General features: G+C 42.9%; 10 protein-coding genes, 1 pseudogene and 1 riboswitch. Of the genes and pseudogenes, 4 read left to right on the top strand and 7 right to left on the bottom strand.

Translation table 11 applies throughout. The features are described from left to right. Nucleotides 1-20 precede the first annotated feature (20 nt). Both ACTNB8_RS06550 and ACTNB8_RS06545 read right to left on the bottom strand, forming a co-directional pair. Nucleotides 21-1,025: an LCP family protein gene (locus tag ACTNB8_RS06550; RefSeq protein ID WP_441053303.1), complete on the bottom strand. Its 1,005-nt coding sequence runs from the start codon at nt 1,023-1,025 to the stop codon at nt 21-23. 316 nt (nt 1,026-1,341) lie between these two features. Beyond that, nucleotides 1,342-2,067, bottom strand: coding sequence for a CpsB/CapC family capsule biosynthesis tyrosine phosphatase (locus ACTNB8_RS06545; protein WP_441053301.1), 726 nt, complete (start codon nt 2,065-2,067; stop codon nt 1,342-1,344). 281 nt (nt 2,068-2,348) lie between these two features. Here ACTNB8_RS06545 and uraA point away from each other — a divergent pair, with 281 nt between their 5' ends. The 4 genes from uraA (at nt 2,349) to ACTNB8_RS06525 (ending at nt 9,167) form a co-directional block, all read left to right on the top strand. Further along, on the top strand, nt 2,349-3,599 hold the full coding sequence (gene uraA / locus ACTNB8_RS06540) for a uracil permease (RefSeq protein ID WP_441053299.1): 1,251 nt from the start codon (nt 2,349-2,351) through the stop codon (nt 3,597-3,599). Nucleotides 3,600-3,734: 135 nt separating this feature from the next. Continuing rightward, complete coding sequence (locus ACTNB8_RS06535) at nt 3,735-6,128, top strand: CDP-glycerol glycerophosphotransferase family protein (RefSeq protein ID WP_441053296.1); 2,394 nt, start codon at nt 3,735-3,737, stop codon at nt 6,126-6,128. Nucleotides 6,129-6,173: 45 nt separating this feature from the next. Beyond that, the gene (locus ACTNB8_RS06530; RefSeq protein WP_441053294.1) at nt 6,174-8,300 is read left to right on the top strand and encodes a glycogen debranching protein; all 2,127 of its coding nucleotides are present in this window, start codon (nt 6,174-6,176) and stop codon (nt 8,298-8,300) included. Nucleotides 8,301-8,714: 414 nt separating this feature from the next. Then, nucleotides 8,715-9,167, top strand: coding sequence for a DUF1700 domain-containing protein (locus tag ACTNB8_RS06525; protein ID WP_441053291.1), 453 nt, complete (start codon nt 8,715-8,717; stop codon nt 9,165-9,167). 75 nt (nt 9,168-9,242) lie between these two features. On the opposite strand, the gene ACTNB8_RS06520 is transcribed toward ACTNB8_RS06525, so the two are convergent. The 5 genes and pseudogenes from ACTNB8_RS06520 to ACTNB8_RS06500 all read right to left on the bottom strand — a co-directional run bounded on the left by ACTNB8_RS06520 (nt 9,243) and on the right by ACTNB8_RS06500 (nt 14,348). Then, nucleotides 9,243-9,827 carry a thiamine phosphate synthase gene (locus tag ACTNB8_RS06520; protein ID WP_441053288.1) on the bottom strand — a complete coding sequence of 195 codons (585 nt, stop codon included), beginning with the start codon at nt 9,825-9,827 and terminating at the stop codon, nt 9,243-9,245. Further along, nucleotides 9,808-11,052 carry a 2-iminoacetate synthase ThiH gene (gene thiH / locus ACTNB8_RS06515; RefSeq protein WP_441053286.1) on the bottom strand — a complete coding sequence of 415 codons (1,245 nt, stop codon included), beginning with the start codon at nt 11,050-11,052 and terminating at the stop codon, nt 9,808-9,810. The genes ACTNB8_RS06520 and thiH overlap by 20 nt, the downstream gene beginning before the upstream one ends. A 21-nt stretch (nt 11,053-11,073) precedes the next feature. After that, nucleotides 11,074-11,865, bottom strand: coding sequence for a thiazole synthase (locus tag ACTNB8_RS06510; RefSeq protein ID WP_441053376.1), 792 nt, complete (start codon nt 11,863-11,865; stop codon nt 11,074-11,076). Further along, nucleotides 11,866-12,048: pseudogene (gene thiS, locus ACTNB8_RS06505) on the bottom strand (sulfur carrier protein ThiS); the annotation flags it as partial. A 296-nt stretch (nt 12,049-12,344) separates the two neighbouring features. After that, nucleotides 12,345-12,453, bottom strand: a riboswitch (TPP riboswitch). Between the two features lie 665 nt (nt 12,454-13,118). Beyond that, entirely contained in the window at nt 13,119-14,348 is a 1,230-nt protein-coding gene (locus tag ACTNB8_RS06500) for an MFS transporter (RefSeq protein WP_441053284.1), read from the bottom strand. Nucleotides 14,349-14,557 lie beyond the last annotated feature (209 nt).

Raw genomic sequence — 14,557 nt, 5'->3', positions numbered from 1 at the left:
CATTCAGTCCGAAAATATTGTTACTTTTCTTTCTCATAAAACAACTGAAGAATTGCCTCCTGAAGGCTGTCCTTATCCGGCGTAAACGTCTGCCAGTCCAGTTCATCAAGGCCATAAGTTCCATCTATGGAAACCCTTGTATCTTCTTTTTCATCTGACATAAGAATTGCCAGACGGCTGAATTTCTTCGCACTGATATTCGTGGTCATATAATCTTCCAGTGCATGATAGACCTCAAGCGGAAACTTGCTGTCTTCCTGGCATTTGGAACGGAAAGCCGGTTTAAAAGCTTCTTCATATGTATTCTGTCTGCTCATACGGTTCTGATTGGTTCCGTCTGCAACATCCATTCTTCCACGCACATAATTCTCTGCATGTTCACCCATAAGAGTCACTGTTTCACCTTTTTTCAGGGAAGGATCTCTCTCTGAAAAGTCATCTTCGATTGTGACAGTGACACCGCCTACCATATCATTAACTACCTGAATGGCACTCATGTTGACCATCGCATACATGTCAATCTTCTGTCCGCCCAGAAGGTTTGACACAGCATCTACTGTATTCTCAGCTCTTACCTTCTGATCAAGTCCCATTGAATGTGCAAGTGAAAGCTGAATATCTGTCGTTGCCTCGTAAGTGCCGTCATCATCCAGACTCTTAACCGCTGTAATCGTATTTCTGTCAATGGTAAGAAGCTGACACATATCCGTACTTCTGTCACGGACGATCACAACCAGCACATCACACTGGCCTGTTCCATCATATTCTTTTGCATTCTGGACTTTACCTGATGCATCAATACCTGCGATCAGATAAGTTTCCAGATTTCCTCTAGGAACGTATGTCTCCCCTTTATATGTGATCTTCTGCTGTTTTTCACTTTTATCAGAACCACCGACGGAAACCCTGTCTGCTGCTCCCAGCAGTACAACAACAAAAAGAATTCCCGCTGCCAGTACTGCAGCTGCAATACCCAGACCTCTGTACAGTCTTTTTTTGTCCTGATTTTTTCTGTATCTGGCCATATATTCCTTTCTTCTGTCTCGTCAAGCGGATATTCGCAATCCGCTTTGCTACTTGCTCATAACCGAATAACTGCTTCGCAATTTATCAGAAGGAGCTCGCACTCCTCCTGATACAAGCAAGTCCCCACCCACTGCTTATTGCTTTTCGCAATTGAAGCAGGGGAGTTACTTGGTTCGGTTAAAACAGGTTCTTCAAAAGTGCCTGACCGCCTGTAGGATTTTTTACTTCACAGACCATCAGTGCTGCCAGAATCACAAATAAAACAATGCTTGCAATTATTGTAGTTTTTTTTGACATTCTGTCTTCCTCCACCAGTTATATTATATCAGCTCCTGCCAGAAGTTCCTGTCCCTGCTTATCAATTCTCTGCAGCAGCTCTGTTCCGGCTTTTTTCTCCAGAACTGATCTGCCTTCCGAAAGATTTGGCACTCTTCTGTGTATTCCGTGACAGTCACTGCCGAGTACATGTGCAACTCCATCTCTGAACATTTTTATAATAGCTCTTCTGTGTCTCCAGTCAAGGAAACACTCTGCATTGATCTGCACATAAACAGGAAGTTCCAGTATCTTCTGCACTGCTTTTTTGTTTCCGGGTATCCAGACAAAACGTTCCAGATGAGCAAGCAGTATGCGAAGCTTTCTTTCTTCAATAAGATATCTGACTTCTTTTATGTTTCTGTCCGTCCATGGTTCAAACGGCATCTCCAGAAGCAGTATCCCTGTATTTCCCAAAGTAAGTCTGTCAATTTCATCTGCTCTACTGATTCCGTCAAAAAAAGCAACTTCACTTCCCAGCAAAAATTTCGGACGATCCTTGATATTTTTCTGCTGAATTACATTCCAAAACGCATCCCAGGCCCTTTCTCTGTTATCAAGAAACTTCTCTATACGATCCTGCGATGCATAAAAATGCGGTGTTGCTGCCATATAATCTATCTTCTGTTCTCTTATCTTTTCCAGCATTGCCAGCGATACATCCAGATTTCTGGCACCGTCATCAATTCCCGGAAGGATATGAGAGTGGAAATCAATTACTGCCATTTCATAGTATCCTTTCTGCTGTACTGGTATAAAGTTTACCTTCTCCAGACAGATGCGTCAACTTTTATTTATGCTGAAAAACAAGCCAAATATTCCTTGCTTTTTTCCAAAATCACTATATTATACAATAAATATCCTGTTTGCGCCATGTTTTTTTGGCTTTTTTATACCTTTGTTTTATAAATAACATATTTTTCAAATAGTAATCCACAAGAACCTGTGCTATAATTGATACAAATTTGGGTTCATCTGCAGAAGCAGATGAGAAAGAGAGGGTTTAAGTGGAGAGAAAGATTATTCAGGTACAGGAAAAAGTCCCGGTCAACATGCTGATTCCTCTTAGTATTCAGCATATGTTTGCAATGTTTGGTGCATCCGTGCTGGTTCCTTTTATGTTTGGGATCAACCCTGCCATCGTACTTCTCATGAACGGTATCGGTACACTACTTTTTATTCTTATTACAAAAGGCAGGGCGCCTGCTTACCTTGGTTCCAGTTTTGCATTTCTGTCGCCTGGGCTTCTCGTTGCCAGTAAATTTGGTTATCAGTATGCACTCGGCGGTTTTGTTGTACTCGGTATCGCAGGAATGCTGGTTGCACTGATCATACGCCAGTGCGGTACAGACTGGATCGACATTGTGCTGCCTACAGCTGCAATGGGACCGGTTGTTGCACTTATTGGTCTTGAACTTGCCGGAAGCGCAGCCAGTACAGCAGGTCTTCTTGATGAAAATATTAATATGAAAAACGTTATCGTTTTTCTGATCACCCTTGGTGTGGCTGTATTCGGACAGATCCTGTTCCGTGGTTTTCTGTCTGTTATTCCGATCCTGATTGCGATCATTGCCGGATATATTGCAGCTGCTGCCTGTGGTATCCTTGATTTTACCGCTGTAAAAGAAGCTGCATTTTTTGCACTGCCTAATTTCCAGCAGCCAAAATTCAATCTCGATGCTATCCTGACGATTTTTCCGGCTCTGCTTCTGGTAACTTCAGAACACATTGGCCACCAGATCGTCACAAGTAAGATCGTAGGAAAAGATCTCCTGAAAGATCCGGGGCTTCACCGTTCTCTTTTTGCAGATTTCTTTTCAACAACAGTATCTGGTCTTCTCGGTTCCGTACCGACTACTACTTACGGCGAAAATATCGGCGTTATGGCAATGACAAAGGTCTATAGTGTTCAGGTTATCGGCGGTGCTGCAGTTCTTTCTATCTGCTGCTCCTTCCTCGGCAAGCTTGCTGCACTGATAAATACCATTCCGGGCCCGGTTATCGGAGGAATTTCCTTCCTGCTCTATGGTATGATCGGAACTTCCGGTCTTCGTATGCTTGTTGACAATCAGGTTGACTACAGTAAATCCCGCAACCTGGCACTGACCTCCGTAGTTTTTATTGTCGGTCTTTCCGGTATTTCCCTGAACCTCGGGAATGTCAAACTTACAGGAATGGTCCTTGCATGCGTAGTTGCCATGGCTCTGAGCCTGATATTCTATATCCTTGATAAATTACATCTTACCAATGATCTTTAATTGTAACTGTTCACAGCAACGCAAAAAGCTCCTGTCGCATCTGCCGGCGGGAGTTTTTTTGCACACCTGTATTTATTTATGCTATAATCTATAATCATTTGTAAAAACCACGATATATAACAGAAAAGAGGCAATATGGCACTTACACAGAAAATAATCCGCAAGCTGAAAAGTGGTACCTGGTACCCTTTATACAATACATTTTATGAAAAAACTTCCGTTGATCCGGGTGAAATTCTTCTTGTATCCAGAAGCGGACTTGCTCTGGAGAGCAATATTCTTGCAATTTTACAGGAACTGAGCCTTCCGGAATACAAGGGTTTTCGTATTGTTCTGGCAGTACACAAAAATCACCGTGACGCAATTCTCAGAAAACTCAATCATTATCACCTGAAACCGGATTCCATTGTACAGACAGGAACGCTTCCTTATTATTATCATTTATCAAAAGCCGGTTATCTGATCACAGATACAACATTTCCCGGACGCTATATAAAAAAGGAGGGTCAGGTTATCCTTAATGTATGGCATGGAACTCCTCTCAAAAAAATGGGGCAGGACAATCCGGCTGAACGATATGATACAGGTAATGTCATGCGAAATCTTCTGATGGCAGATTATCTGGTTTTTCCAAACGTGTTTATGGAAGAAAAAATGTCCGATGCTTATAACCTCAGAGAACTTTTTCAGGGCACTGTCCTCCGTGAAGGCTATCCAAGAAATACCGTATTCTTTGACGGTGACCGTGGTCTGAAAATGAAAGAAAACCTGGGATTTGAGGGTTGTCAGCTCAGCCTCTACATGCCCACCTTCCGCGGCAGATCTGACTCTGTAAAAGAAGAAGAATATATTTCACAGGTTCGTGATCATCTTTCCAGGCTTGATCATCTCCTTGAAGATAATCAGATCCTTCTGGTAAAATTACATCCTTTTGTTCAGAATCTGCTTCCCGTGGATAATTACAAACACATCCGCAGTTTTCCTTCTGAATACGACACTTACGAAGTACTGAATGCCTGCGATGTGCTGATCACGGATTATTCCAGTGTCATGTACGATTATGCCAACACCGGACGCAAGATTATTCTTTTTGCCTATGACAGAGAAGAATATCTCAGCGAACGTGGAATGTACGAAGACATCATCGGATATCCGTTTCCTGTAGTATCTTCTCCTGAAGAAATTGCCGCAGAACTTCAGGAACATTCCGGCTGTCCTGACAGGGCTTTTCTGGAAAAATACTGTACTTATGAACGTGCAGAAGCAACCTCCTGTATCTGTCGCCATATTCTTCTTCATGAGAACGCCTGCAATGAATACAAAATGCCCGGTACAAAGAAGAAAAAAGTCCTGCTCTATGCAGGAAGCCTGAAACCCAACGGCATCACTACAGCTTATTTCAGCCTGCTCCGCAATCTGGATCGAAGCAAATGTGAATATTATGTTTCTTTCCGCTCCCCTTCGATCAAAGAAGATCCGGAACGGTTAAACGGAATCCCTGAAGGTTATCACTATTACCCGCTGGCAACTGAAATGAATCTCGATATTCTCACCGGAATAGCCCAGCTGTGTTATCTGAAATGGGGAATCACTTCTTTTGGCATCAGAAACCGCCTTCAGAAAGCATATAAACGTGAATGGAAAAAGCATTTCGGCTTTGCGGCCTTTGACCATGTAGTCCATTTCGATGGTTACGAAAATTACATGCTTGCACTTTTTGAACAGGCTCCCTGTATACGGACTGTATGGGTACACAATGATATGGAAAAAGAAATTGCCTCCAAACATAATCCCAGCCGTCCTCTGCTTGCCCATGCTTACCGGACTTATGACCATGTCGTTCCTGTCGGAGAGGATATCCGTCCTGCCGTAGAACGTATTGGCGGGTATCCTGACAACATCCAGGTTATCGCCAACTATATGGATGTAGACAACATCCGGCAGCGTGCCTCGATGCCAGTTGATTTTGATCCGGAAACGCAGTCAACAGTTTCTCTTGAAACACTCAGAAACGTACTGTCAGGTTCCGAACGAAAATTTATCAATATCGGACGTTATTCTCCTGAAAAAGGACATAAACGACTGCTGAAGGCTTTTGACCGCTTCTGGAAAAATCATCAGGATACCTGGCTGATCATCATCGGTGGAATGGGGACGCTCTATGAATCTACCTGCGAACTTGCACGCACCCTGTCATGCAGCGACCATGTGATTCTTCTGAAATCTATGAGCAATCCCATGCCAGTTCTGGCCTCCTGTGACTTTTTTATTCTTTCTTCTTTTTATGAGGGGCAGGTTCTCGTTGTGCCAGAGGCAGATGTGCTTGGAATCCCGGCTGCGGCCTGCGATGTAAACGGCGCCCGTTCATTCCTGAAACAATACGGCGGCACTCTCCTTCCTGACAGCGAAGACGGAATCGTTCAGGGAATGGAAATGTTTGCTGCCGGAAAAATCCGGCCGATGAATGTAGATTACGACAGCCGTAACAAAGACATACTTGATAAATGTGAGAAACTTTTTCTTGAATAATTTTACAGGCAGAATACTGTAACGCAACAGAAATGGAGAAAACGAATGAAATCCTATCATCAAAAATTTGTATCTGATCATCCTTATGAATCTGCTCCGATGGCTGAAATTTCCGGTTTTCCTGTCCGCCCGGGCATCTACGACCTGAACGGTGCCACCCCTCTGCATAATGGTGTTAATTTTACGATTCATACCTGTGGAGGTACTTCCTGTGAACTGCTTCTTTTTCACCGTGCGCAGGAAGAACCTTTTGCTATTCTTCCTTTCCCGGAAGCATATAAGATCGGTGATGTTTATTCCATGATCGTCTATGGTCTGAATATAGATGAATTTGAGTATGCCTATCGTGTGGACGGTCCTTATCAGCCGGAGAAGGGACTTATTTTTGACAAAACCAAAATTCTTCTGGATCCCTATGCCAAAGCAGTTGCGGGGCAGCGTACCTGGGGAATCAGATGGGATCATACTTATCATGCACGTGTTGTCAAAGATCACTTTGACTGGGGAGATATGCCACAATCAAAAAACGAGCTCTGTGATCTTATCATTTATGAACTTCATATCCGTGATTTTACACACCACCCCTCTTCCGGTGTTAAACATAGAGGAACTTTTGCAGGTCTTATGGAAAAAATCCCCTACCTCAAAGAGCTTGGAATCAATGCTGTTGAAATGATGCCGATTTTTGAGTTCGATGAAACCATGAACTCACGTACTGTCAATGGAACGCATCTTCTGGAATGCTGGGGATATAATACAGTAGGATTTTTTGCACCAAACAGCAGCTATGCTGCAGCAAACGAACACAATCAGGAAGGAACTGAACTGAAAGCACTTATCAAGACACTCCATGAAAACGGGATTGAAGTAATACTTGATGTAGTATTTAATCACACCGCTGAGGGCAACGAACTTGGCAAAACTTTCAGTTTCAAAGGTTTTGACAATAATATTTATTACATGCTCACTCCTGAAGGCTATTATTATAATTTCAGCGGGTGTGGAAACACACTGAACTGCAACCATCCGGTTGTACAGCAGCTGATTCTTGAATGCCTCCGTTACTGGACTGTTAATTATCGCGTTGACGGATTCCGTTTTGATCTTGCAAGTATTCTTGGCCGCAATGAAGACGGCTCACCAATGAATAATCCGCCACTTCTCCGTACGCTTGCTGAAGATCCGATTCTCAGCAATGTCAAACTGATTGCAGAAGCATGGGATGCCGGCGGCCTGTATCAGGTAGGAAGTTTTCCTGCAAGCGGACGATGGGCTGAATGGAACGGACGTTACAGAGATGCTCTTCGCAGCTATCTCAAGGGAGACTCCTGGAACGCATGGGATGCTGCCTGGAGTATTTCCGGATCAGGTGACCTGTATGGTGGTTATTATGACAACAACAAAAGCAATTATGCCGGCTATAATTCCTGTGTGAATTTTCTCACCTGTCACGACGGTTTTACTCTTTATGACCTGTATTCTTATAATAACAAGCATAATGAGGCCAATGGCTGGGATAACACAGATGGTTCAAGTGACAACCGCAGCTGGAACTGCGGTGCAGAGGGAGATACCGATGACCCGGCAGTCCTCATGCTTCGCCACCGTATGATACGCAATGCCTGTGCAGTTCTTATGTGCAGCCGCGGTACACCTATGTTTCTTTCCGGTGATGAATTTGGAAACACGAAATTCGGCAATAACAACAGCTACTGTCAGGATAATATCACTTCCTGGCTTGACTGGCGGATGCTCGAAAAGAACCGTGACCTTTTTGAGTTTTTTAAATTTATGATCGCCTATCGTAAATCTCATCCTGTTATCCACAAGAAACTGCCGGATGCCGTCTGTGGTATCGACCCTATCCACACTCATAATATAAACGCAAAAGAAGTGGATATCCCGAAAGATGCAAGAACTTTTTCTGTCTGTTTTGCCGGATATAACAAAGAGATCGGACGCGATGATCTTGTCTGTATCTCCGTTAATACTTTCTGGGAAGATGTCACTATTACTCTGCCAGACCTTCACGGCAGAGCCGCATGGTATCTGAGTGTGAATACTTATGGCGATGAAAACGGGAAATACTGTTACCCTGAAGGAGAAGATGTCAGAATTGACGGGGAGTTTATGATGAGAGCCAGAAGCGTAGCGGTGTTTACAGGAAGGTAACCTGTTTCCGTTGGAAAATGATAACTAATTTCGTAATTTCTGTATAATTCAAATGGTCCTGTGCTGCAATCAGTTAACGGCTTCGGAGACCGGAAATACTAAGGATACAATCTGTCTGTTAAATACATGCATCAAAAATATATAACTCGCCTTCGGCTCAAACAATATATTTTTGATACATAACACAGCCAGTCTGCCTCCTAAGTATTTCTGCGTTCTCCTGCAGAGGTCAGCAGATTGCAGCACAGGACCATTTTCCTTACCAGACAATTTCCAAATATTTATTTTTCCACGGAGCCTCGGGTTTGAACCAGGACCGGGGTTTATAGAAATTTTATACTTAACCATCTTTGCCTGTGCCCGTCTTTGTGATAGAATATAACACAAATTTCAAATCATTATGGAGTATCTGATATGAATAAAAAAGAATTTCTTGATATTTTATATGAGCATCTTTCCGGTCAGATGCCGGAAGGAAATATTGCCGCACATGTACAGTATTATCGTAATTATATAGAAGAACAACAGCGTACCGGTCGAACAGAATCTGACATTCTGAATGAGCTTGGCGACCCGCGCCTTATCGCACGGACACTTCTTGATACAGAGACTGAGGAATCAGGTTCCGGCCGTTCACCTTATGCCAAAACTGTTTCTGATTACCAACAGAGTAATTCCGACACCGGCACAGTCAGACATCATAGCTTTAAAATTGATCTTTCTACATGGCACGGTAAACTTGCAGTAATCCTGATAGCAGCTGTCGTACTAATCCTGCTTTTTACAGTTCTAAGCGTCCTGATCCCTGTTATGCTGGTTACAGGTGTGATCCTTTATCTGATCCGCATGTTCAAAAACAATCAGTGAAGTCAAAGACTCCCGGACATAATGTCCGGGAGTCCACTTAATACAGGATTTACACTTTTTCTATAATCTATGCAATTACAATTTCATCATCTCAGACATAATACAACCGCCTTTTGCACCGCATTTCATTACCTCTTCCATCTGTCCCGTTCCAATATGTATTCCACCTATGGCATATACTGGAATGCTTACTTTTTCACATACATTTTTCAGAAAGTCCAATCCTCTTGGCGGCAGACCTTTTTTACAGTCTGTCGTGTAAACATGGCCAGCCGTAAGGTATGTCGCACCCAGTTTTTCTGCTTTCAGAGCATCTTCAACTGAATGAACAGAGCAGCCAACTGTCTGAAAATCATGAAGTCGGCCGCTGTATTTTTCAAGGAGTGGAAGTGGCAGATGAATCATTCTATGTGAGAATTTTTCTGCCACATCTATATAAGTGTGCAGGATACAGGGCACCTGATATTCTTTACATAACTCAAGTGTCTGCTTTGCAAGTACTTCATATTCCTTTTGCGACAGATCTTTTTCACGCAGTATCAGTGCTTGGGGATGGTATTTGCATACACGTTCCAGCTGTTCCATAAATGGTCTTGTACAGAGGCTTCTGTTTGAAACAGCAATTGCATTTTTTAATTCATCAGAGATACACATAGTCATTCATTACCGGCTGAAGTCCGTTTTTCAGAAGGGCATTATAGACTTCATCTACAGATCTTCCGTCAGAGATTTCAAACTGGTCATCTCCTTTGTCTTCAATTTCTTCCACATGGCTTCCGATGCCGGTGCTGACTCCTGCTGATATCTTGGTTGCAGCTATATTTACAAGATTATCCCTTACTCTTTCACACTCTCTTGTAGACACTGTGATGCTCGCAAACGGCATAAAAAGTCTGTATGCACAGACTACCTGAAGAAGCTGCGGTTCATGCACATCCATTGGATTAATTCTGTCATTATTGATGATCGGGCGGAGTCTCGGGCAGGAAAAAGCAATCTCCGCATGAGGATATTTTCTCTGCAAAAGCCATGCATGGTATCCTGTCGCAAATGCATCTTTCCGGAAGTCATCAAGACCCAGAAGTGCTGCAAACCCAACTCCTCTCATGCCGCCTTTTAATGCACGTTCCTGTGCGTTAAGTCTGTATGGAAAGATCCTTTTATGGCCTGCAAGATGAAGTGTTTCGTACTTGTCTGAATTATATGTTTCCTGGAAAACTGTCACATAGTCAGCTCCGCATTCATGAAGATAATGATACTCATCTGAATTCATAGGATATACTTCAAGTCCGATTACCTTGAAATGTTTTCGTGCGATTTTGCAGGCTTCACCTATGTATTTCACGTCTGATTTTGCCCTGCTTTCTCCTGTAAGGATCAGGATTTCCTGTAATCCTGTGGAAGCGATCGCAGCCATTTCTTTTTCAATTTCTTCTGGATTCAGCTGTGCACGGCGAATCTTGTTGTGGCAGTTAAATCCACAGTAAATGCAGTAATTTTCGCAGTAATTGGCTATATATATAGGTGTAAACATATAAACGCTGTTGCCGAAATGTTTTCTTGTTTCCACTCTTGCAGCCTGTGCGATCTCTTCCAGAAGTGGCAGTGCAGCCGGTGAAAGCAGCGCCTGAAAATCTTCGATCGTGCGGTTATCATGTTGCAGTGCACGTCGTACATCTGCTTCTGTATACTGATCATAATCGTAGGCATTCATCGCTTCGATCACCTGATCCATTACATCAGAGTCTTCCAGTTTTTCCATTCCCGGAAGATATTTCATATGGTCGATGCGATTCTTTTTCATATCTTCCAGTATCACTTCATTTACAATACTGTCGTTAAAATGGTCTCCATGTTCTTCTTTTGTTTTTTCTGCTGTGTTCATTACTTTTCTGCTCTCCCTTCTTTAGTCTCTCAAAAATCCTGTCAGTGGTGATGATGCGCTGGCACCTTTGTCCAGGGTTCTTCCAAGACCTGAAAGATAAGCACTGCGTCCTGCTTCGATTGCTTTTTTGAATGCTTCTGCCATTGCTTCCACATCTCCTGCTGTTGCGATTGCTGTGTTTGCCATAACTGCCGATGCACCCATTTCCATTGCTTCGCATGCCTGAGACGGTCTTCCGATTCCTGCATCTACAATGATCGGAAGATCAATTTCATCGATCAGAATCTGGATAAATTCTTTTGTGCAGATTCCTTTATTAGATCCGATCGGGGAACCAAGCGGCATGATGCAGGCTGCGCCTGCATTTACCAGATCTCTTGCAACATTAAGATCCGGATACATATATGGCATTACGACAAAACCTTCATCTGCAAGCATTTCTGTTGCCCGTATGGTTTCATAATTATCTGGCAGAAGATATTTTGAATCATGGATTACTTCTACTTTTACGAAGTTTCCACAGCCAAGTTCTCTGGATAATCTTGCAATACGGAGTGCTTCTTCTGCTGTTCTTGCTCCTGATGTGTTTGGAAGAAGTGTTACATCATTTGGTATGTAATCCAGGATATTTGCAAGTCCTCCTTCATTTGCTCTTCGAAGAGCCAGTGTAATAATCTGTGCCCCGGCTTTTTCTACACAGGCTTTAACCAGATCAAGTGAAAATTTGCCGCTTCCAAGTATGAATCTGGAGGTAAATTCATGTCCTCCGATCACAAGTTTGTCTTCTTTCTGAAGGCCGCTTCCGCCTCCCATAAACTGTACGATTTCCATGGTATCTCCTTCTTTCAGTATTGTTTTTTCATAGAGTTCTCTTTCCAGGATTTCTTCATTTAATTCGATTGCCACTGTTGCAGGTACATAGGAATTTGTTTCCAGATATTCTGTAACTGTCATTGGTTTGTCCAGGGTTTTTGTTTTTCCGTTTACTTTGATCATTGTAAGCTCCTCCTTTTTCTGGTAAGAGTGAACTTATCTGTCTGAACTGTTGTCAGACAGGGTTTTATAGTACAGAGAACCTGCCAGTTGCCAAAGCATCCGTAATGAGCTGCCAGTGGCAGGTCATGTAGGTGGCAGCTTCTCTTGCATATTTTGGCATAAAAAAGAGTTCACAAAGTAATACACCCGCGGTGGTGCACCCCTTCATGAACTCTGTTCACTCTCACTGTTTCTGTATTTAGTTGTAGTTCCTGTTCAGATAAAGAAAAAGGGAGATGCCAAGGCATCTCCCGTAAAGTTATCGTATACGTTCGTTCCTACGTTGGCATTATCCAAATCAGGTATATGGGTCGAAGTTGATTACTTCCTCTCAGCCTGCCTGTACAAGCTCCCCTGTTCATTTACCCGTCCAGTATACGCCAGATTGTTTTGTGTGTCAAGAGCCTGATATCTGCTGATATCTGACACCTGATTCAAATACTGAACAAACTGAGAAAATGATATTTGACGCCTGTTTCAAATACTGAACAACAGATTGGAGCGAATATTGCTGGCTTCCTGATTCGCTTCAGGCGCTTATTTGATGCCATTCGCCAGCAACTCGCCTAACGGCTCAGACAGCGGCTCGATGTCATCAGCTAACCTGAATCTCATCGACGGAATCTGTGCAGACATTCGCTCCAATCTGTTGTTCGTATTTTTTCAGGCTGTATATTCCCCTCTCACAAAATACGGTCGCTCCTGCGGCTCTGCCGCTACTCACTCTGTAAGGGGCGGTGCAGGTTGAAGAAAAAGTAAAACCAAAGAAAAAATTTCTGAGAGTATTCTCTGGTATGGCTCGCTTGAAGAACTTCGTTAAGGTTCTTAATGAACAGGTTTTTGCGTTGATGCAGAAAACGGATTGTCCGAACCGCGAAGCGGTGAGTTTGACGTTTTTTGCATCGTTTTTTAGCAAAGTTCTGTGAATTTCAGAACCTTAGAAGTGATGATTTGAGACATATCCAGAGAATACTACTCAGAAATTTATATATTATACAGCTATTACTTTTCCCCAACCTCACCGGGATTCCTTACTTATCTAATGCCTCATCTTCCACTTTATCCCTGTTTTCTCCTACAAGTCCGTGAATCGCAACAAATATAAGCAGTACCCCAACTATACTCACAACTGCACCAACACCCAGTACAAAACGCGTAGAAGTCAGGGAGAATAGCCATCCGCCAACGAAACTGGCAATAAGACTGCCAGCTGTCATAACCGATGTGAAAAGTGCCTGTCCTTTATTTCGATCGACTTCTGCCACATACTGATTGGCAAAATAAACAACCCCCGGAATAAGAACTGCGTAACCACCTATCTGCAAAGCAGAAGCCATATACAGCATTCCTACACTTGTACAAAAGAAAGTAATGCTGTTTTTGAGTGCGAAAAAGCATGTGGCAGCAACCATAATTCGATTAATACCAAACTTTCTGAGAAGCAAAGCAAATGCAAACATTGCCGGAATTTCACACATGGCAGCAATAAACATCGCATTGCCCTGTACAGTCTCTATATTAGATGCCCCAAGCATCTCCACAATCTTTGCCATGTAATTGTTGATAATATAATGCCCCACATAGATACAGGTAACTGCAACTGCCGCAATAGTCACATAATGATATTTTCCAAAGAAACCGCCAAGAGAGATTGCCTCCTGACCATTCTCCTGCCTATCAGCCTTTACAACATTCTTAGATACAACAGGCATCGTAGTCACGGATACAAGGGTAATAACTGCTGAAAAAACTACCCACACGGGCAATGCTGCATTGCCAAGACCTGACCACATACGGCCAAGTACAGCAGAGCCTACTGCGAAAGCACCAGAGCCCAGACCACGGCAGAGTCCGTAATTGATCCTGCCCCCGATTTTATCATAGATAAATGCCATTCCATTAAACAACGGCATCACAATTGAAGCCAGTGCAAAAGAAATAATGCAAAGCGGAAAAATAAGCACCGCTGTTTTAGGAACTACCAGCAATAAAACAGATGCTGCAATAATAATAATTGAAGACGCTTGAATAAATGTTTTTTGTGAAACGGTACGATTGTGATCAATAATATCACCTACAACAGGCCCGCCAATTGCACCGAGCAGATTTGTAACAGCCATGACTGTACCAGCCACGCCATCTGAAAAGCCACATTGCGAAAGATAGTTGTAAGCATACCCCATAGTCCCAACAATGAGAAACAAGTATCCTATATTGCAGAATGCATATTTGATATTAAGGCCTCTGAGATTCGTTTGCATAACATATGTCCTCTCTTTTTATATTATTCCTGCTGGTCTGTTTCTTCGCCGGACAACATTACCAGCCCACTCTCTGCATGCGGGGCTACTCCCATCATAAACTCCTGTTACACAGAAGATGCAGAGATTCTTTTCACCAGTCAGGTCTCCTGCTTTTACTTAATTAGCGGGGTTAAAAGCATGGATTTCTGAAATGTTTTTAGAATACC

Origin of the sequence: Blautia sp. HCP28S3_G10 (assembly GCF_052065235.1) — a bacterium.
Taxonomy (GTDB): domain Bacteria; phylum Bacillota; class Clostridia; order Lachnospirales; family Lachnospiraceae; genus Blautia_A.
The sequence above is the reverse complement of the archived record's forward strand: the minus strand, read 5'-3'. Positions and strand labels throughout refer to the sequence as shown.